Below are 18,718 nucleotides of genomic sequence, written 5' to 3' on the forward strand. Positions count from 1 at the left end.
TTCTTGAGTTTGGAGTATCTTTATCTTTCTTCTCATACTTTTCATATCCAAGCTCTGTAGAAAGCTCTGCTTCAAGCATTTCTTGGATAGTATCTTTAAAAAGGTTTTTTAATGACGCATAAAGGTCTGGAATAGATTGAATATTGTTTTCACTGATGAAATTTTTTAATTGTTCCTTTGTCAAAATTGACATTTTTAAAAACCTCCTTCTCGGTTTGTTTTATTTTTGAATTCTTACCAAGAAAGAGGTTTTTAATCATTTTACACAAAATTTTTTACAGTCTCCTATATCCCAATTTTTATACCTTACTGTCCACTTCTTTAATACATTCATACTTACCAAATACAATATTTTTTCTAAAGCTTCATCTGATAGAAATATTGTTTTCGATTTTATAACTTTCCTTAACTGCCTGTAGAATCCTTCAATTATATTTGTCGTATACATTATTTTTCCAATTCATCTGCATCTGCATATACAACCTGTGGTTGAGTTTTTTAGCAAAAAACTATAAATTTGATATATGTGAATTGGGAGTGCGGTTGTATATCATTATTATAGCTCGATTACAGAAATGGAGGAAGGTCATGAAAGAGATTTTTGATCAGGAACAGGTGACGGAACGGTATCAGGCGGCTCTTGCCGCCTTTGTGAACAAGGTTAAGCAAGATCCCAACGTAATCGCAGTGATTCTTCTGGGAGGCCTTGCTTACGACAAGGTGTGGGATAAAAGCGATATAGACCTTGTGGTGATGGTGCGAGACCAGAAACAGGGGACAAAAAACTACTGCATCGACGAGGACAACATCGTTCTCAATGTAATTGTGATTCCTCGCACCGACTTTTGGGAATTGATGGGGAAGGTCAGAGGCGGCCAATTTTTTCATTCCCTGCACGCAAGATCTAAGGTGGTCTACACAATCGACGATAGTGTTGCGGAATATCTGGCCGACATCCAGCACTTGGGTGCGGACGACATTGAATTGGCCTTTTTCGAAAAGGCCGGTGAACTGATCGGTAACATGGAGAAAATTGAGAAATGGCTAGTGGTTAAAAACAATCCTATGTATGCTCAGTTTTATGTCCTGCGGTGTTCGACGATACTGGCGGACATGAGGCTACTGCTGGAGAAAGAGCCACCGAATCGTGAATCGGTGCTGCGGGTGATGGAGTTGGATAGGGATTTCATAGCACCTTTCTACGAAAGGCCAATGACAGGGAAAATGACGAAAGAGGAAATCTACAAAACTTTGGAAGCCATGCGACAGTTTTTAAGGAACAACGTGGAACTGATAAGCCGCCCTGCTATACGGTTTATGGAGGACGGCGAGATTAAAACTGTTACCATGCTGTCCAATCACTTCGGCATCGATTTCCATACCATCTACCATGTCTTCGAATTCCTCACGGAGATGGGAATAATGGAGAAGGTGACGGAAAGTATTCGCATTACCCCCAAAGGTAAGAAGTTAGTGGAGGAGGTAGCTTTCATATATACAGGTAATTTAATGGTATAAATACAGATTTCCATCCCATGGAGTGTTATTACTTAAAGGATATCCCACGGCTTTTTCTGTGGGAAATATTATTTACAATGCAGGTAACTATATAAAAAAACAAACTATAACCGGTGGACTGACAACGAAAGGGGGTTTTTATGCTAAACAAGACTATTGAAATAATCGGTGCCAAGCAAAACAATTTGCGCAACATCAGCTTGGAAATTCCCCGTAACCAACTCACGGTTATAACGGGAGTGTCCGGTTCCGGAAAATCATCCCTGGCCTTCGACGTGATATACGGAGAAGCACAGCGGCGGTTTTTAGAATCCGTCTCAAACTTTGCCAAGAGCCGCATCGACCAGGTCAAGAAGCCTAATGTGGAGTTTGTCCGGGGCCTTTCCCCCGTTATCGCCATTGAGCAAAAAAAGGGTAATTTTAATCCCAGATCCACTGTGGGGACGGTGACGGGTATCCTGGATTATATGAGACTTCTCTTTGCCACGGTCGGGGTGGGTGAGTGCCATGTCTGCCGCCACAAGCTAGAGCCGGTCAACGTGTCTCGTCTAGCAGAGCACATCGTATCCTTGCCCGCAGGTACCGTGGTTGAATTGCGAGCTCCAGCCGTAAAGATTTACGGTGAGGACTATAACTTCCTCTTTGAAAACATCCGCAAGAAGGGCTATAGGCGCATGCTGGTAGATGGAAAGCCATTCGATCTCTCGGAGAAATGGGAGCTTAATGAGGACAAGGATTATGAGATGGAGATCATATTGGATCGGTTTACCGTGAAGCGGGGTATGTATAGCCAGATCGCCAAGACCATAGAGGCGGCCTTGATTTCCTTGGACGAAGGTATTTACATCCGTACCGAGATTATTGAAGCAGTGGGACCAATTCCGGCGGATTTCTTTGCTCGGTACGCCTGCCCGAAACACCATTACACTTTATGCGAGATGCACCCCTTCCACTTTTCCTTCAATTCACCGGTCAGCGCTTGCAGAACCTGCGGCGGAATTGGTAAGTCCTATGTGGTGGAACCACGCTTCTTGGTCACCAACCCGGAACGCAGCATCATGAAGGGGGCTCTGAACAAGAATCTTTTTAACCCTGATGCAAAAGACAGCTTCCGTGCTGCCCTCATGTACAGCCTGTCTCAAAAATACGATTTCAGTCTTGATACTCCCTTTAATGAATTGCCACAGCGAGTAGTAGATCTGCTCTTCTATGGCACTAAGGGAGAGCCGGTGGAAATTCTCCAGCCACCCTTCGCCAAAAAACGGAACTGGGGTGTAGGCAAGGCGTTACCATTCGACGGTTTTATCAAAGAACTGGAGAACAGATACCGCTATTTCGTCAATGAGACCACCGATACCGAGATCATTGAACCGGACTTTATCAAAGCAACCATGATTGAGACAACCTGTCCCGAGTGCCACGGTGCCAGACTAAAGAAAGACCGCCTGTCCATCCGCGTGGGAGGTAAGAATATACATGAGCTATGTCAGATGCCGTTAGAAGAACTGCTTTCGTTTTTACAGCATATTTCCTTCACTGGGAATAACACCGAAGTCGCGAAAAGTATAGTCAATGAGATCGTTAAACGCATCCAGCTCCTCATTGATGTGGGGCTCTATTATTTGAACCTTGACCGCTGCAACGATTCTATCTCCGGCGGGGAAATGCAGCGCATTAAGATGTCCACACAGATCAGCAACGAGCTTATAGGTATGCTGTATGTGTTGGACGAGCCCAGCATCGGTCTCCACCCGCGGGATTTGATGAAGGTCATCAACATTATGAAGAAGCTGCGGGACCTCGGCAATACAGTCATTGTGGTGGAACATGACCTTGAAACAATGCGCAATGCCGATTATCTGGTGGAGCTCGGACCGGGATCAGGTATCCACGGCGGCAATGTTATTGCAACCGGTACTGTGGAAGACCTTATGTCCAATGAACAATCCCTGACTGGTGCTTACCTGTCCGGCAGAAAATTTATTCCCGTACCGAAGCATCGCCGTCCTTTGGGGGAAAAGTGGCTAACTATACAGGGTGCGCGTGAAAACAACCTTAAGAACATTACGGTAAGCATCCCTTTGGGCGTGTTTGTCTGCGTGACGGGTGTATCGGGCTCCGGCAAGTCTACTCTGATCAAGGAAACTCTTTATAAGGGACTTAAAGTGCTTAAAAAAGGTGCACGATTGGTGCCAGGGGAGCACGATTCTATTATTGGAGCGGAATATGTCAGCAATGTCATTAACATCGACCAGACTCCCATTGGACGCAACATCAGATCAAATGTCACCACTTACGTTGGAATTTACGACTGAATTCGCAACTATTTTGCGTCTACCGACGAGGCTATTGAAAAAGGATATTCTGCTATTGATTTCAGTCTGTCCCACGCCGGAGGTACCCGCTGCGAATATTGCTCAGGCAACGGTGTGATTATTACCAGCCTTCAGTATATGCCTGATATCGAGACCGTATGTCCCGTTTGTAAAGGCGCACGGTTTTCTCAAGAAGGATTAGATATCCGCTACCACGGAAAGAATATCAGCGATGTACTAAATATGACGGTAGAGGAAGCGTTGGACTTCTTCGGGGAGGATAAGATTCTCAGCCATAAGTTAGGCATCATGAATGAACTGGGCTTGGGCTACCTGACCTTAGGCCAGAGCACCACAACGTTGTCTGGGGGCGAAGCCCAGCGCGTCAAATTGGCTTATGAGCTCGCCAAGATTCAGCGCGGAAGTCACAACCTATACATCATGGACGAGCCTACCACGGGCTTACATCTGTCTGATATCGAGCGGCTGCTTCTATGTATCAATAAACTGGTAGACAAGGGGCACACGGTACTGATCATTGAACACAACCTAGATGTGATTAAGTGTGCTGATTATGTGATCGACAGCAGCAGAGTATCAGACTACGTTTAAGGAAATGGCAATGAGGAAAAAAAGTGAAAAGTGTTACGGAGCTCCAAAAATCCATAAAATGCTTAAAGAAAGAGGACATGATTAGTTAGCATAAAAATTTTAAGTTTTTGTGTCTACTATATTGACATAAATCCATATCTGTAGCCGGCTGAGAATCAATTTAGGGGGTTTTTATTTATATGAGTATTGGAAAAAACATTTATCAGTTGCGTAAAGAAAACAATCTTACGCAGTTGGAACTTGCGCAAAAAATAGGCGTGAGTGAGCAGACGGTGTCAAAGTGGGAGAATGATGTCTGTTGTCCCGATGTTTCAATGTTTCCTGTGCTTGCAAAGCTGTTCGGAGTATCAATTGACCGCATTTTCGGATTTCACGAGGAGTCTTACGAAGAAGAAGTTAAAAAAATTGTCAAGGCAGCGAATGACAGCCGTGATATACGGGGTAAAATCGAAGTGCTGACCGAAGGCCTCAAAAAGTATCCTAACAGCGACGTTCTAAAAGTTGAACTTGCGTTTTCACTGTCAGTGCTGAGGAAATTTTCAAAAGATACGGACGAAAAAAAGGAATTAGCCGCAAAAATAGAACGACTGTGCGAGGAAGTGCTTGCAATGAAGAATTCAAAGCGGCATGGCGAGGCGTTGAACATGCTTGTCGTACTCTATAGGGAGACCGGAAAAACCGAGCTTGCAAAACAAACTCTTGAGCGGATGCCTGTCGGGAACTTTGATGGGTATGTGATGAGCTTGATTTCTATCGTGCTTGAGGAGAAAGACACGCCCGCAGCAAAGCACAAGGTCGAAGAGCTACTCTGGCGCTTTTACATCGGAATGAATATCATGACCGAAAATTTTGCGCGGTATTTGTTCAACGAAAAGGATTACGAGGGTGCGCTGAGATTTATTAAACTTAATCAGAAAATCGTGCATATGTTCGACGAAGAAGGCGAAACCTTTGCCCTCTGCCACAAAATGCGTGCACATGAAATCGCCGCACAGATTTACAAGGCAATAGGTAACAGAGAAAAATGCCTCAACGAACTTGAAGAAGTGTATCGCATATCGCTTCTTATGGCCGATGCATCAACCAACAAGACCAACGAAATCTCGAAGATCAATCGTTATTTTGAGGACATTGGCGATCTCGGAATAGTTCATGAACATTTTTCGGAGGTACCGGACAATATCGCACTACTCTCGCACTATGATGCATTTTTCGCTGATTCGGAAGATTACGCGGAAAGATACGCAGAGTTAAAAGAAAAATTTCAGAAAATCGGTAAAAAATAAATCTGGGAGTGCTTAAAGACAGCTATAATTTCTTCATGTGAGTCAATCCCTTAAAAACGGTCTTTGATAAACCTTTCAATGGCGCTTACATCCTTCTGCGCGTTTAAAGGCCTAATTGTAGGCCCCTCAATCACATCACCTTCATAGGAAAATCTGGAGCCATGGCAGGGACAATCCTAGGACTTTTCAGAGAGTTCCAGCTTAATTTACGGCCCATGTGTGTACATATGGTCTCTACTACATGCAATGTGCCCCGTTCATCCCTATATGCTCCGGCCCTTTGTCCGTTGGCTTTAACAATTTTTCCTTCGCCGAGTTCAATATCTATGTTGTGGAGTAACAGCGAGATATTTTTTCCTCTATCAGTTTTTCTGCAATATTAAAATTTTGCACCACAAAGTTCTTGGCAGAACCAAATTTGCCGTAACTGGTTACAATTAAAATAACATCCAATGTCATGCAATCTTCAGTAGACCATTTATCCAAGGGTTTTAACCTTGGTTTAAGCACCAAGTCAATATTGCGTACTTTAAGCAGTTCCCTGTCTATATAGTTATACAGAGTTTTGGTACAAACTATAGACTTATCTTTCCAATCAGGATCCCTCTTACAATAACCCACTATACTGTCTGGAGACCATGGTTTTCTCTCAAGCATCTTTTCCTCCGCAAATCTAAAGAAGTTCTTAACGGGTAGTTTGAGTTTAGTACCACAATTTTTCGTCTCTTTTCATATACTGCCTGCCCTGCTTCGGGGAAGTATGCTTCGTAAGTAGAACAATCAGATTTAAGCTGAGTAACAGTACCACGCTTAATTTCCCTGCCGATAGTACTTGGAGTTCTACCTAGTTGCCTTGCGATGTAGCGTATGCTTTTGCCTTCTTTGTGCAGAGCAGCAATTTGTCCTCTCTCATAAACATTTAGGTGTTTAAAAGAGCGATATTTAGTCGTACAATTATGTTGAGCCATAGTGAGACCTCCCTGTATATTTAGAGGTTTTTGGATATCTATATCATACAGGATTTCTTCCTACGGTTCTATAATTTTTTGGGTGTTGCATTTAATTTTACAATGAACCTAATTCAATACAGTCTTACTACACCGTGCGGCGAGAGTAAAATCAAGCAATTTAACACAAGTGTTAAATTCGCTCTCATTCTGCGTAGTGGGCTTTTTCACAGTTTTGAAGTATAATAATTGTACATAAAAACAAGGGTAATACGTAAAAGACAGAAAGGGAGATATTGAATAATGAATATCGGAGAAAAAATAAAAAAATTAAGGTTACAAAAAATGTTGACCCAAGAACAGCTTGCGTATGCCCTCGGTGTTTCAGTACAATCCGTTTCACGCTGGGAAAGTGGCGTAAATTACCCTGATATCACCATGCTTCCACTGATAGCCAAGCTGTTCAATGTTACGACAGATTATTTGCTGGATGTGGAGGGAGAAAAGAACACGGCAAAGCTGCTTAAAACAGTCGAAACGATTGAAGTGCAGTCAAAAAAAGAAGCGGAAGAATTACTGGCAAAATTCAAAGCAGAACGTTTTCCCGTTCTGAAGGACTATTCCATCACTGAATCCAACGGCAAGTATATTCTTGAATTGACAAAAGAGTTCAATGTCGATTTGAATAATGTGAAGTTCGACAAATAAGGAATTTGAAGTTGGAGGGATAATATTATGCTTTTTACTTGTGAAAACTGCGGACAATATCGAGTGGATCAGAACATAGACGAAAAAAACAATCTGCTCATCTGCCCTGAATGCGGACATCAAAAAACCTTTAAACGTATGCCGTTGTTTGCAATTGGTGGGGCCAGCGGAAGTGGAAAAACCGCCGTTTGCAGACAGATCGCTGGAAGGCTTAATGGAGTCGTTGTGCTTGACGGGGATATTCTGTGGGAGAGCTCGCGTTTCACACCGGAAAACGCAAGTGGGTTTTATGAAATGTGGTTACGTCTTTGCCTAAATATCACGCAATCAGGTGTTTTTGTTGCCGTTTTCAATGCCGGCTTTGGTATACCAGAGAACCTCGAAAACTGCTACAGCCGTAGATATTTTTCAGATGTTTACTATCTGGTATTATACTGTTCCGACGAGGAACTTGAAAAGCGTTTGAAGAAGCGTCCCCAGTGGAGTGACGGTAATGGAGGCGGCTTCATCGAGGGCATGAAAAGGTTCAATAACTATTTCAAAAATCTGAAAAGCGAAACAATCCATATTGATAAGCTTGATACTACGGGTATTTCACTTGAAGAAACAACAAAACTGGTCATGAACTGGATGCAAAGTAAAATTAAGCTTTCAAGCAAATGAAATACTCCAGTTTACCGATGTATATTGAATACATACCTAACCGAGAGCAGTTGAAGCTAATTCAACTGCTATTTTCTTTTATCCCAAAATCAAAAAAGAAGGACTACTCCATGACGAAACCCAAACCGAAAACAATGGAAGAACTTGTAGTCGAGCAAGACTGTGTGCAGGAGCAAATCCGGCAATTCAAAAACTGCAACAAGATTTTATTTTACAGCGCAAAATGAGCGTTGAGGAACGTAAACGAGTACGCGCCGACTTGTCGAGTTCGGGAGGATTTTGGAAAGCGTGTTTCCCAAAATCATGGAACTACCCGGCGAGGAGGTCAAGGCCTTTTTGGAGCAGAAACGCCAAGGAACACATGACGCGGGATAACTCCCTTGGTAACAAGGGCGCACTTATACACCATTACGAGCGTCGTGCGCTATCCGAAGGCGCTTGCAGTGGGCCTGGCCTCTTACAACGCGCAGGGGAAACTGCATTCCCCTGCGACAGCATACGCTGTATACCCTTTTACGCACTTGCCAAAAGCGAACATCTTACTGCAGTAAGATATTCACTTTTAGCAAGTCTTAGATCGCTGTACTGGATGTGATGACCATAGCAATTTATCATTGCAATATCAATATTATTAGCCGGGGCAATGGCAAGCCGTTACCGTAGCCGCCTGCCGCTGTGACGAAAGGCTGATAAACGAATGGGACGGAATGCCCCACGGCTACATCTGTAATGGTGACGTTATTGGGAGAGAAGAACGGAAAATGAGTGCATGCTGCTTTCCTTAGAAAGAAACTGCTCTCCGGCTGAAAGTATAATATCCGGCGGGGACACGCGTCAAACTGGTTTGGATGAACGAACATTTCAGCAAGCTAAAGCCCGGCGACCAATATACCGTTACGTTTGTGGACAATATTGGTACCATACATATAAAGTGGGACTGCGGTTCTTCACTCGATGCAGCCTATGATAAGGATGTGAGCAGGAGGCTGTAACAGCCTAAATGTACACAAATTCCGCCGCTAAGATTGTTAAAAATCAAATGGATACACGTTTGATGAATGAACGCGACCGTGAAACCTGGGAAGTAATAGGATTTAGGAAAAAAGATGCCATAAGCACCTTTGGCGAATTTACATATAGAAGACGTCTTTACAGAAACAAAAAGACAGGTGAGACCAGGTTTTTGTTGGATAATCTATTGGGTTGGCCAATAAGGGCAAAAATAACTCCAAGGTTAAGAGAGATAGCAGTGAAATTGAGTACGGAGATGTCCTTCAGGCGCGTTGCCGAAACTTTAAGCCAACTATTTATTCCCCAGTATCAGCACAATATGGAGAATTAGAGAAATATATTTTACGTTGGCCAATGAAACAGAGAAAACTCAAAGAGATGGCGCAGATAAAGTCGGAAGAGAAAAAAGGAGTTAAAGACATAGAGGAATGGCTTAGAGTATCTCTGCCTGTATTAAAAGGGCCCTGTTGCCGGACGGTCGCATGGGTAAAGTATGTATTAAAATAATTAAGCCATGTAGGTGTTGCAGCGATTATTTAAAGACAGTTTGTACTGAGATTTGGGGGTAAGAGAAGGATGTAATAGGTTAAGAAAGATACCGGTCCAGGGTATCAGAACTCCTGACACAAACACATGTCTACGGGAACTTGCATACTTTTATTACACTTTTTATATTAAAGCCTAGCTTTAACTTTGACTTTTTACAATTTTCTGATACTCCGCTCCCCATATTTCCATTGCTTTGATAATTGGACGCATGCTTTCACCTAATTCACTTAAGGAGTATTCTACACGGGGCGGTACTTCCGGATACACAGTCCGGATAATAATTCCATCTGCTTCCATAGACCTCAAGCTATCCGTCAGTACCTTTTGACTGATACCTGGGATGTTTTTCCGCAGTTCGTTAAAGCGCCAAGGGCGCTGAAGCAAATTTCGCAAGATCAACAATTTCCACTTGCTGCCTATCAACTGAACCGTGGTTGCTACGGGACATTCAGGCAATTCTTCTTTTGTCAGCACCGTATCATCTCCTTCATAAGTTCAGATTTGAATGTTACATCCAAATTATAATATAAGATGACGATTAAGACAACTAGGTTATAAAAAGGTAACTAAGTAATAGATTTGTGCGTACTTTTCATAACACTTATGGTATTGTATGATTGTGTTGTAAATTGAATAATCCATGAATTGCAATGAGCTAATTCTGCAGTTATAGAACGAATTTAAAGGAGGTATACACGATGGAACAAACAATTCAGCAATGTGACAGAAGTTATTTAAAACAGAAATATCTTGGTAAAAGAGGATTTATTGCTTTTATAGCATTTTTAGGCGCCTTTGTACCGCTTTCAACAGATACCTATTTACCAGCTCTGCCACAGATTGTCCAATACTTTAATACAACAGCCAGTAGGGTCAATTTAACATTGGGTATGTTTTTCATCTTTTATGCGGTCGGAATCTTGTTTTGGGGACCGCTCAGCGACAAATATGGTAGAAAACCAATACTGATAATTGGTATGATTTTTTATACCGGTGTCAGCATTTTGGCCATATTTGCACCAAATGTTCAGCTGCTGATTGCATACCGTATCTTGCAATCCATTGGCTGTGGTGCAGCAACCGCTGTATCGACTGCAATGATTAAAGATGCCTTTGATGATGGTAAAGAAAGAGTAAGAACTTTAGCCATTGTTCAAACGATGTCTACAATCTCCCCGGTTATTTCACCGATTATTGGTGCGTTTGTATTGAGTTTTATGTCTTGGCGTGGCGTTTTTGTCGTTTTTACTGTAGTGGGTGTCATTAGCCTTATTTTTGGTTTAATGTTACAGGAAACCTTGAACCATAAATCGGAGATCTATGTCTTCAAAACAGTTGCGCGTCTAGGAACTGTGGCGAAAAATAAAAGTTTTACCTCCTTGTTATTGTTATTTTCCATCTTGCAAATTCCATTTTTAGGTTTTATTACATCTTCCTCTTTTATTTATATTGAAGGATTTGGTGTCAGTGAGAAAGTCTATAGTTATTTCTATGCGGCTAACGCTATATTTTTGTTGCTTGGACCTTTAGTTTACCTTAGATTAAATCGTGTTTTTAGCTATCGAACCATTATATCGATGGGATATCTGGTCATTTCGTTAAGCGGTCTCTCTGTCATGATAATAGGAACACAATCTCCAATAATCTTTTGCTTGTTGCTGATACCGGCATCCTTGTTCGCAAATGTCATTGGACCGCCAAGAATGAACCTTATGTTGGAACAAATTGAAGGCGATACAGGCTCTGCCGTTTCGCTGATTAGCTCAGTACAGATGCTTTTTGGAAGCATTGGTATGTTTATTATGCCGTTTGTATCAGGATTCAGAATTCAGTTTCTTGGCGGAGCATATTTGATAGCAGGTATGATTAGCTTTATGGGTTGGAAAATCCTATTAAAAAAGCCCTTTATTAAACATTTGGAAGATTAAGTAATAAAAACTTCTTGACTTGGAGTTAACTCTAAGGTTTATTATAATGTTACCAAATATAAGTATATGTGTGAACACTGAAATGAAAATAAATAGAGAACATTTAGGAGGGAGATTTGCGATGAAAAAACAAACGGCAGGCAGAGATGCCCTTGGATCATTTGCACCAAAATTTGCTGAATTAAACGATGATGTTCTTTTTGGAGAGATTTGGTCTAGAGAAGACAAATTGTCATTAAGAGATCGCAGTATTATTACTGTAACGGCTCTCATAGCAAAAGGTATATTTGACAGTTCCTTAAAATATCATATTACCAATGCAAAAAATAATGGTGTTAGTGCTGAGGAAATGGCAGAAATCATTACACATCTTGCGTTCTACGTAGGATGGCCCAATGCATGGGCAGCATTCGCAGTGGCGAAAGAAATTTATCTTGAATAGTTTCTTTAAAACAAAGGAAAACCAATCTTTTCGAGGAGGGACCAATATGTTATGATAAACTTGTTCCTGCTATAAATCCAATTTTATTAGCGGAAGCGATGTATAAGCATAAACGTCCATTTGAAATGCATATTTTCCAGAGCGGTGAGCATGGAATGTCAGTATGCAATGATTTATCGGATCCTACCGGGCAGAAAATAGATAAAAGTGTAAGCATGTGGGTACCGCTGTGCACTATGTGGTTAAAAAATTTGTTTGGATTGCGGTAATTATTAGAAATATAGATTAATTAATTTTAGCGTGGGCGACTTTGGCGCTTATTGGTGCTGCAGCGCTTGCTTTTTTTAACAGAAACGCGCGATTGGCGACGGACAAAGCTTGATAACTTAGCCTAAAGGTAACCAACCGCAAATTACGGACACTCATACTCCTAAAAAAGTACTTGACTTGGAGTTGAATCCAAGTAGTATACTTTTCTTTAGATGTTTTAGAATATAAGGCAAAGGTTTTTTGGGTAGAAAGGGGAGGATATAGCAATGGAGAAAATCACATTAGGAAGTACGGGGATTACAACTAATCGCAATGGATTTGGCGCAATTCCGATTCAAAGAGTAAATATGGAAACTGCGGTCAAAATTTTAAGGAAGGCATACGAAGGAGGTATAACCTTCTTTGATACTGCACGTGTGTACTCAGACAGTGAGGAAAAGATAGGGCGGGCATTCGAGGGAATGCGTGAGAAGGTTTTCATAGCGACGAAAACGACTTCTAATACGCCGGAGGGATTCTGGCGAGATCTGGAGACTTCTTTGTCCAACTTAAAGACAGATTATATTGATATTTACCAGTTCCACAATCCAAGCAAATGCTATAAACCAGGGGACGGATCGGGAATGTATGAATGCATGTTGGAGGCAAAGAAACAGGGCAAGATCAGACATATCGGCTTGACGAGTCACAAATTGGATATAGCACATGAATGCATCGATTCCGGACTGTATGAAACCCTGCAGTACCCATTTAGTTATCTGTCTACAGCAAAGGAAATTGAACTGGTAGAAAAATGTAAAAAAGCGAACATGGGATTCATTGCAATGAAGGCATTAGCCGGGGGATTGATTACGGATTCTGCTACTGCTTATGCATTTATAGCACAGTATGACAATGTTCTTCCTATATGGGGTATACAGCGGGAAACAGAACTGGATGAATTTTTAAGTTACATAGATAATCCGCCACAGTTAACAGATGAAAGAAGGGCATTGATTGAAAAAGACAGACAGGAACTGAGCGGGGAATTCTGTAGGGGCTGCGGTTACTGCATGCCGTGTCCGGCCGGAATTGAGATAAATACCTGTGCAAGGATGTCCCTTTTGATCAGACGTTCCCGGTCTGACAGCTGGCTGACGCCGAGGGCACAGGAAATGATGAAGAAAATCGAAGGATGCCTTGAATGCGGGCAGTGCAAAACCAAATGCCCATATGGCTTAGATACGCCGGAATTGTTAAAGAAGAATTATGAGGATTACAAAAAAATTCTTGAGGGTAAAGTTAAAGTAAATTGATAGTTTGATATTAAAAATATTATAAATTACGAACTGAAGCTATTTTAATTCCTAGTTGACATTACTTTGATATTCAAGTATAATTTGAATATAGGTTTAACGTGTTATTTGGCTTATACTTGGATTTTAAATAAGCTATATTTTTTGCTTATATATTTAGATATCAAAGTATTTTGTAAAGGGGGTTTTTTATGCTAAAACTTTTCAGGTACTTGAAACCATACTGGATATTTGCACTTTTAGCACCATTGTTTATGCTGATTGAAGTTATCATGGACCTGATGCAACCCAAGTTCCTTGAGAAGATTATCGATGAGGGAATTCAAAGAGGGGACATTTCATATATCACCAGAACAGGGCTCATCATGGTTTTGATAGCTTTGATTGGAATGGTAGGCGGCGTTGGAAGCACTGTATTTTCCAGTATTGCAAGCCGAAATTTTGGATTTGATTTAAGGAATGACCTATTTAGAAAAGTTCAAGCATTTTCTTTTAAGAACATTGACAAATTTAAACCTGCAACATTGATCACAAGACTTACAAATGATGTCGTGCAGATACAAGAGCTGGTTATGATGCTATTGAGGATTGTAGTAAGGGCACCTCTTCTTTGCATAGGTGGAATCATCATGGCGGTAATGATAAATGCCCGGCTTGCTGCTATTTTGCTCTTTGCTATTCCTTTTTTGATAGCCATTTTTTATATCATGGTGAAAAAGAGCCTTCCGCTGTTTTCAGCTGTTCAAAGTAAGATCGATAGGGTCAATGCTGTGATGAGGGAAAACCTTTTGGGTGTGAGGGTTGTAAAGGCATTTGTCCGGCATGAACATGAAAAAACTCGATTTTTCAATGCAAATGAGGAACTCATGGATATCTCGTTAAAAGCCTTTGGACTTATTGTCTTCACAATGCCACTTTTCATGCTGATTATGAACTTTAGCATTGTTGCCGTTATATGGTTTGGAGGGCTTCAGGTAAAGGCTGGAACGATGCAGGTTGGTGAGATTATGGCATTTATAAATTATATGACACAGATTTTGTTCTCACTTATAATGGTAGGAAACATCTTTTTATTTATAACAAGAGCCAGCGCATCGGCCAAAAGGATAAACGAGGTTTTAGAAACTGATATAGATATCAAAGATAAAGCGGATGCAGATAGAAGTCCGATAGTCTACGGAAAAGTGGAATTTAGAAACGTGACGTTTTACTATGACGAAAACGATTCAGAACCTGCCATAGAGGATGTCAGCTTTGTGGCAAATCCTGGCGAGACCGTCGCCATAATTGGTACCACAGGTGCGGGGAAATCCACCCTTGTGAGTCTTATTCCAAGGCTTTATGATGCAACAAAAGGTGATGTCTTGATTGATGGTAAGAATGTAAAGGATTTAGATTTGAAAGTTTTAAGAGAAAGCATAGGCATAGTTCTGCAAGAATCGCTCCTGTTTACAGGAACAGTTAAAGAGAATATAAGCTGGGGGAAAGAGGATGCGAGCATTGAGGAGATTGTCGAGGCAGCGAAAGCGGCTCAAGCTCACGATTTTATAATGGGATTTCCAGATGGATATGATACAGTGATAAGTGAAAGGGGGGTAAACCTTTCAGGCGGACAAAAACAAAGGCTTTCAATTGCAAGAGCTATATTGAAAAGGCCAAAGATTTTAATCCTTGATGACTGTACCAGCGCAGTTGATATGGCAACCGAGAAGAAGATACAAATGGCCCTCAGAAAATACATGAAAGGAACTACAACGTTTGTGATTGCTCAGAGGATAAGTACGGTCAAAGATGCAGATAAGATTTTAGTTATGGACTCAGGTAAGATTGTAGCGTCCGGTACGCACGATGAGCTTTTAAGGACATGTTCGATATATCAAGAAATTTATAATTCACAGTTTGGAGAGGGGGAAGCGCAAGATGCCTGATAAAAATGCTGCAAATACATCATCGACACAGGGCAGAGGTCTTGAAAATCAAAACCGTCCAGCGGCTCCTTTTGGGCCCGGTCCAGGTTTTGGTAGAGGTCCTTTCAGGTTTGGAGCTGCAGCAAAACCAAAGGACTTGAAAGGCACGATTAAAAGGCTTTGGGCGTATTTGAGCAAATATAAATTAAGCATTATCATTGTTTTTGCAATGGTCATAGTGAACTCGATTTTGTCAGTTATTAGTCCGCTTTTTATTAAAAAAGCCATAGACGATTATATTGTGCCTAAAAATTTTAAAGGTTTGATATCAGTTATCATTGCAATGGTTGTTGTTTATATTTTGAATTCACTTTTTTCATATTTACAAGGTTATGCCATGATGAAGATTTCTCAGCGTATGATTTTTGATATGAGAAATGATTTATTTTCAAAGCTTCAGACTTTACCCCTAAAAGTTTTTGATACGCGGGCCCACGGAGATTTGATGAGCAGGTTGACAAACGATATAGATGTTATAAGCAATACGGTAAATGCCAGCCTTGTTCAGATATTCTCAAGTGTAATTACGTTAGTTGGAACGGCTATCGTCATGATCTTTTTAAGCCCTATTTTGACCTTGCTTACGTTGCTTATTATTCCTATTATGATGCTTTTGACCAGTGCTATTGCAAAAAGGACAGCGGCCTACTTCTTACAACAGCAGACTGCTTTGGGCAGATTAAATGGCTTAATCGAGGAAGACATTACAGGACAGAAAGTCATAAAGGTTTTTACCAGAGAACAAAAGGAGATAGAAAAATTCATATCAACAAATGAAGAACTGAGAAAGTCAAGTATAATGGCTCAGATTTTTGCAGGCGTTATGGGACCTCTGATGAATGTTCTGAACAACCTCACATTTGCAATGATAGCTGTAGCCGGAGGATATTTAGCTTTAAAAAGAGTTATTACTATTGGTGCGATTGCAAGTTTTATCCAGTACTCGAGGCAGTTTACACGGCCTATAAATGAATTGGCAAACCAGTTTAACCAGATTCAATCTGCTGTGGCATCGGCAGAAAGGGTTTTTGAGATTATGGACGAATTACCAGAGAAAGAGGATGTACAGGATGCGATTGAGTTAAAAGATATAAGAGGTGAAGTTGAGTTCAAGAATGTGTGGTTTTCATACAAAGAGGGAGAGCCTGTTTTAAAGGATGTAAGTTTTCATGCTAAACCTGGCCAGACAATTGCGCTGGTTGGGCCCACAGGTGCTGGAAAGACCACCATTGTGAACCTTCTTACCAGATTTTATGATATTGATAGAGGTCAAATCCTTGTAGATGGCGTGGATATAAGGAATATTAAGCGCTCAAGTCTGCGTTCGAATTTAGGCATAGTTTTGCAAGATACCTATCTGTTTTCAGAGCCTGTGATCGAAAATATCCGATATGGAAGGCTATCAGCCACAGATGAGGAAGTGAAAAATGCTGCAAGATTTGCAAATGCAGACAGGTTTATAAGGCATTTGACCCACGGGTACGATACGGTTTTATCAGATGGCGGCAGCGATTTGAGCCAGGGACAAAGGCAGCTCCTTGCCATAGCGCGCGCCATTTTATCAAATCCTGCAATACTTATACTGGATGAGGCGACAAGCAATATTGATACCCGTACTGAAAGGCTTGTTCAGGATGCAATGCTAAAGCTGATGCAGGGAAGGACCAGCTTTGTTATAGCGCACAGGCTCAGTACCATCAAAAATGCCGATGTGATACTGGTAATAAATGACGGACGGATAATAGAAAGAGGTACACATAAGGAGCTGCTAAAGCAAAAGGGATTTTATTATAACCTGTATATGAGTCAGTTTGCTATACCTGAGGGTATGGATGAAGATGAGGATTATGAAGCAGAGCTTGGCGGATAATCTCAAATTTATGTTGACGGTTATGTAAAAGCGTGCTATATTGATAGTAGCACGCTTTTATATTTAGTGTTACTAAAAAGGGGGTTTTTTATGGAATCGAAAAGTTATAATATTGTGTTGTCTGCCCTATTGTTGAGTATAGGGGTGCTGTTGCCTATCGCTTTTCATATGTTTAATCTGGGTGGCAATATATTTTTGCCGATGCATATACCAGTATTGATTGCAGGTTTTTTGCTCCCATGGCAATATGCCGGCGCTGTAGGAGCTATAACTCCACTATTGAGTTTTCTTTTAACATCTATGCCGCCGATACCATCGGTTTTTGCAATGGTTTTTGAGCTTTTTACATATGCAGTGATTATTTCGTTGACTTTTAGAAAGTTTAAATGGGCTATATATCCATCATTGCTCATTTCGATGGTTTTGGGCAGAATTGTATCAATACTTGGCAACTGGGTAATTGCAATTTTGATAACTCATAAGGTCTTTAGTCTGGTGAAATTTATTTCCAGCCTTTTTATACTTGCTTTGCCGGGTATAATAATTCAACTCATTTTTATACCTATAATCGTTAGAATAGTGATTTCAAACAAAGAAAAAACGACAGTAAGATTTTTTTAAAGTGAGGTGGGCGTTATTAGCGCTATAAGTAATAAAGAGTTTTTTAACAGGGTCGCACATGACTGGGATAGGAGAGTTTATCACGATCCTTTGAAACTTAAAGAAATAATTGAATTAATTAATTTAAAAGATGGTGCTGTAGTTCTTGATGTAGGATGTGGTACAGGGGTTTTAATACCGTATATATTAAATAAAATAGGAGAAAATGGCTGTTATATAGGTGTGGATATTGCTGAAAAAATGCTGGAAAAAGCTAGAGAAAAATTCCCTGCAGATATATACCGCAATGTGCATTTTGTTGAGAACGATATAATGGATTATCAGTCAGAAATTTTATTTGATGATATCATATGTTATTCTTCGTTTCCGCACTTTGAGAACAAGAAGCTCAGTATTAAAAAGCTTTCTACATTATTGAAACCGCAAGGCAAGCTGGTTATATGTCATTCGGAGAGCAGAGAAAAAATCAACAACTTGCATCGTTCAATAGGGGAAAATGTGGCAGATGATTTATTGCCATCAGGTGATAAAGTTGCCGAATACATGGTAGAGTGTCAGCTGACTCCAGAGATGATAATAGATGATGATGAAAAATATGTGGTTATAGGTTATAGGTAAAAAAGGAATGCTCTAAGCATTCCTTTTTTGCGTCATTGAGAAATTTGCCCATCGTTTTTATCGGTAGTATAATGGTTAATGAAAAATAAGCGACGGGG

General features: G+C 40.8%; 16 protein-coding genes and 6 pseudogenes. 16 read left to right on the top strand and 6 right to left on the bottom strand.

Annotation, left to right across the window (positions count from 1 at the left end; translation table 11 throughout):
* Both BUB87_RS06430 and BUB87_RS06435 read right to left on the bottom strand, forming a co-directional pair.
* Window positions 1-193: pseudogene (locus tag BUB87_RS06430) on the bottom strand (IS256 family transposase); the annotation flags it as partial.
* Between the two features lie 63 nt (window positions 194-256).
* Window positions 257-460, bottom strand: a pseudogene (locus BUB87_RS06435) (transposase); the annotation flags it as partial.
* 128 nt (window positions 461-588) lie between these two features.
* On the opposite strand from BUB87_RS06435, the gene BUB87_RS06440 reads away from it, so the two are divergent.
* The 4 genes from BUB87_RS06440 to BUB87_RS06455 all read left to right on the top strand — a co-directional run bounded on the left by BUB87_RS06440 (window position 589) and on the right by BUB87_RS06455 (window position 5,731).
* Entirely contained in the window at window positions 589-1,518 is a 930-nt protein-coding gene (locus BUB87_RS06440) for a hypothetical protein (protein WP_073343033.1), read from the top strand.
* A 140-nt stretch (window positions 1,519-1,658) separates the two neighbouring features.
* A complete protein-coding gene (gene uvrA, locus BUB87_RS06445) occupies window positions 1,659-3,833 on the top strand; it encodes an excinuclease ABC subunit UvrA (protein ID WP_073343036.1) in 2,175 nt (724 codons plus the stop codon).
* 243 nt (window positions 3,834-4,076) lie between these two features.
* Entirely contained in the window at window positions 4,077-4,445 is a 369-nt protein-coding gene (locus tag BUB87_RS14530; RefSeq protein ID WP_234945977.1) for a hypothetical protein, read from the top strand.
* Between the two features lie 179 nt (window positions 4,446-4,624).
* Window positions 4,625-5,731 carry a helix-turn-helix transcriptional regulator gene (locus BUB87_RS06455; RefSeq protein ID WP_073343041.1) on the top strand — a complete coding sequence of 369 codons (1,107 nt, stop codon included), beginning with the start codon at window positions 4,625-4,627 and terminating at the stop codon, window positions 5,729-5,731.
* Window positions 5,732-5,781: 50 nt separating this feature from the next.
* Here BUB87_RS06455 and BUB87_RS15050 read toward each other — a convergent pair.
* The 3 genes and pseudogenes from BUB87_RS15050 to BUB87_RS06460 form a co-directional block, all read right to left on the bottom strand.
* Window positions 5,782-5,895 (bottom strand): annotated as a pseudogene (locus BUB87_RS15050) (hypothetical protein); the annotation flags it as partial.
* A complete protein-coding gene (locus tag BUB87_RS15055; protein ID WP_407641828.1) occupies window positions 5,862-6,080 on the bottom strand; it encodes a Rieske 2Fe-2S domain-containing protein in 219 nt (72 codons plus the stop codon). The pseudogene BUB87_RS15050 and the gene BUB87_RS15055, both read right to left, overlap by 34 nt.
* 140 nt (window positions 6,081-6,220) lie before the next feature.
* Window positions 6,221-6,699 (bottom strand): annotated as a pseudogene (locus tag BUB87_RS06460) (transposase); the annotation flags it as partial.
* 282 nt (window positions 6,700-6,981) lie between these two features.
* On the opposite strand from BUB87_RS06460, the gene BUB87_RS06465 reads away from it, so the two are divergent.
* The 5 genes and pseudogenes from BUB87_RS06465 to BUB87_RS14880 all read left to right on the top strand — a co-directional run bounded on the left by BUB87_RS06465 (window position 6,982) and on the right by BUB87_RS14880 (window position 9,567).
* Complete coding sequence (locus BUB87_RS06465; RefSeq protein ID WP_073343043.1) at window positions 6,982-7,386, top strand: helix-turn-helix domain-containing protein; 405 nt, start codon at window positions 6,982-6,984, stop codon at window positions 7,384-7,386.
* Between the two features lie 27 nt (window positions 7,387-7,413).
* A complete protein-coding gene (locus BUB87_RS06470; protein WP_073343046.1) occupies window positions 7,414-8,049 on the top strand; it encodes a P-loop nucleotide/nucleoside kinase family protein in 636 nt (211 codons plus the stop codon).
* 827 nt (window positions 8,050-8,876) lie between these two features.
* Window positions 8,877-9,041 (top strand): annotated as a pseudogene (locus BUB87_RS14690) (DUF4314 domain-containing protein); the annotation flags it as partial.
* 44 nt (window positions 9,042-9,085) lie between these two features.
* Window positions 9,086-9,452: pseudogene (locus tag BUB87_RS06485) on the top strand (UPF0236 family transposase-like protein); the annotation flags it as partial.
* Window positions 9,439-9,567 carry a hypothetical protein gene (locus BUB87_RS14880; protein ID WP_268761605.1) on the top strand — a complete coding sequence of 43 codons (129 nt, stop codon included), beginning with the start codon at window positions 9,439-9,441 and terminating at the stop codon, window positions 9,565-9,567. The pseudogene BUB87_RS06485 and the gene BUB87_RS14880, both read left to right, overlap by 14 nt.
* 180 nt (window positions 9,568-9,747) lie before the next feature.
* On the opposite strand, the gene BUB87_RS06490 is transcribed toward BUB87_RS14880, so the two are convergent.
* Entirely contained in the window at window positions 9,748-10,083 is a 336-nt protein-coding gene (locus BUB87_RS06490; RefSeq protein WP_073343054.1) for a winged helix-turn-helix transcriptional regulator, read from the bottom strand.
* Between the two features lie 224 nt (window positions 10,084-10,307).
* On the opposite strand from BUB87_RS06490, the gene BUB87_RS06495 reads away from it, so the two are divergent.
* The 7 genes from BUB87_RS06495 (at window position 10,308) to BUB87_RS06525 (ending at window position 18,620) form a co-directional block, all read left to right on the top strand.
* Window positions 10,308-11,537, top strand: a complete 1,230-nt coding sequence (locus tag BUB87_RS06495) for a Bcr/CflA family efflux MFS transporter (protein WP_073343056.1) — start codon at window positions 10,308-10,310, stop codon at window positions 11,535-11,537.
* A gap of 121 nt (window positions 11,538-11,658) precedes the next feature.
* Window positions 11,659-11,979 (top strand): carboxymuconolactone decarboxylase family protein, encoded by a 321-nt coding sequence (locus BUB87_RS06500; RefSeq protein ID WP_073343059.1) that lies wholly within the window; start codon window positions 11,659-11,661, stop codon window positions 11,977-11,979.
* 536 nt (window positions 11,980-12,515) lie between these two features.
* Window positions 12,516-13,544 (top strand): aldo/keto reductase, encoded by a 1,029-nt coding sequence (locus BUB87_RS06505; RefSeq protein WP_073343062.1) that lies wholly within the window; start codon window positions 12,516-12,518, stop codon window positions 13,542-13,544.
* A gap of 191 nt (window positions 13,545-13,735) precedes the next feature.
* Window positions 13,736-15,472: an ABC transporter ATP-binding protein gene (locus BUB87_RS06510; protein WP_073343065.1), complete on the top strand. Its 1,737-nt coding sequence runs from the start codon at window positions 13,736-13,738 to the stop codon at window positions 15,470-15,472.
* Window positions 15,465-17,381 (top strand): ABC transporter ATP-binding protein, encoded by a 1,917-nt coding sequence (locus BUB87_RS06515; RefSeq protein WP_084110983.1) that lies wholly within the window; start codon window positions 15,465-15,467, stop codon window positions 17,379-17,381. Before BUB87_RS06510 ends, BUB87_RS06515 begins: the two co-directional genes overlap by 8 nt.
* Before the next feature lie 90 nt (window positions 17,382-17,471).
* On the top strand, window positions 17,472-18,002 hold the full coding sequence (locus BUB87_RS06520) for an ECF transporter S component (protein WP_073343067.1): 531 nt from the start codon (window positions 17,472-17,474) through the stop codon (window positions 18,000-18,002).
* 6 nt (window positions 18,003-18,008) lie between these two features.
* Window positions 18,009-18,620: a class I SAM-dependent methyltransferase gene (locus tag BUB87_RS06525; protein WP_234945979.1), complete on the top strand. Its 612-nt coding sequence runs from the start codon at window positions 18,009-18,011 to the stop codon at window positions 18,618-18,620.
* Window positions 18,621-18,718: the final 98 nt, after the last annotated feature.

Source organism: Caldanaerobius fijiensis DSM 17918 (assembly GCF_900129075.1).
Classification (GTDB): Bacteria; Bacillota; Thermoanaerobacteria; order Thermoanaerobacterales; family Caldanaerobiaceae; genus Caldanaerobius; species Caldanaerobius fijiensis.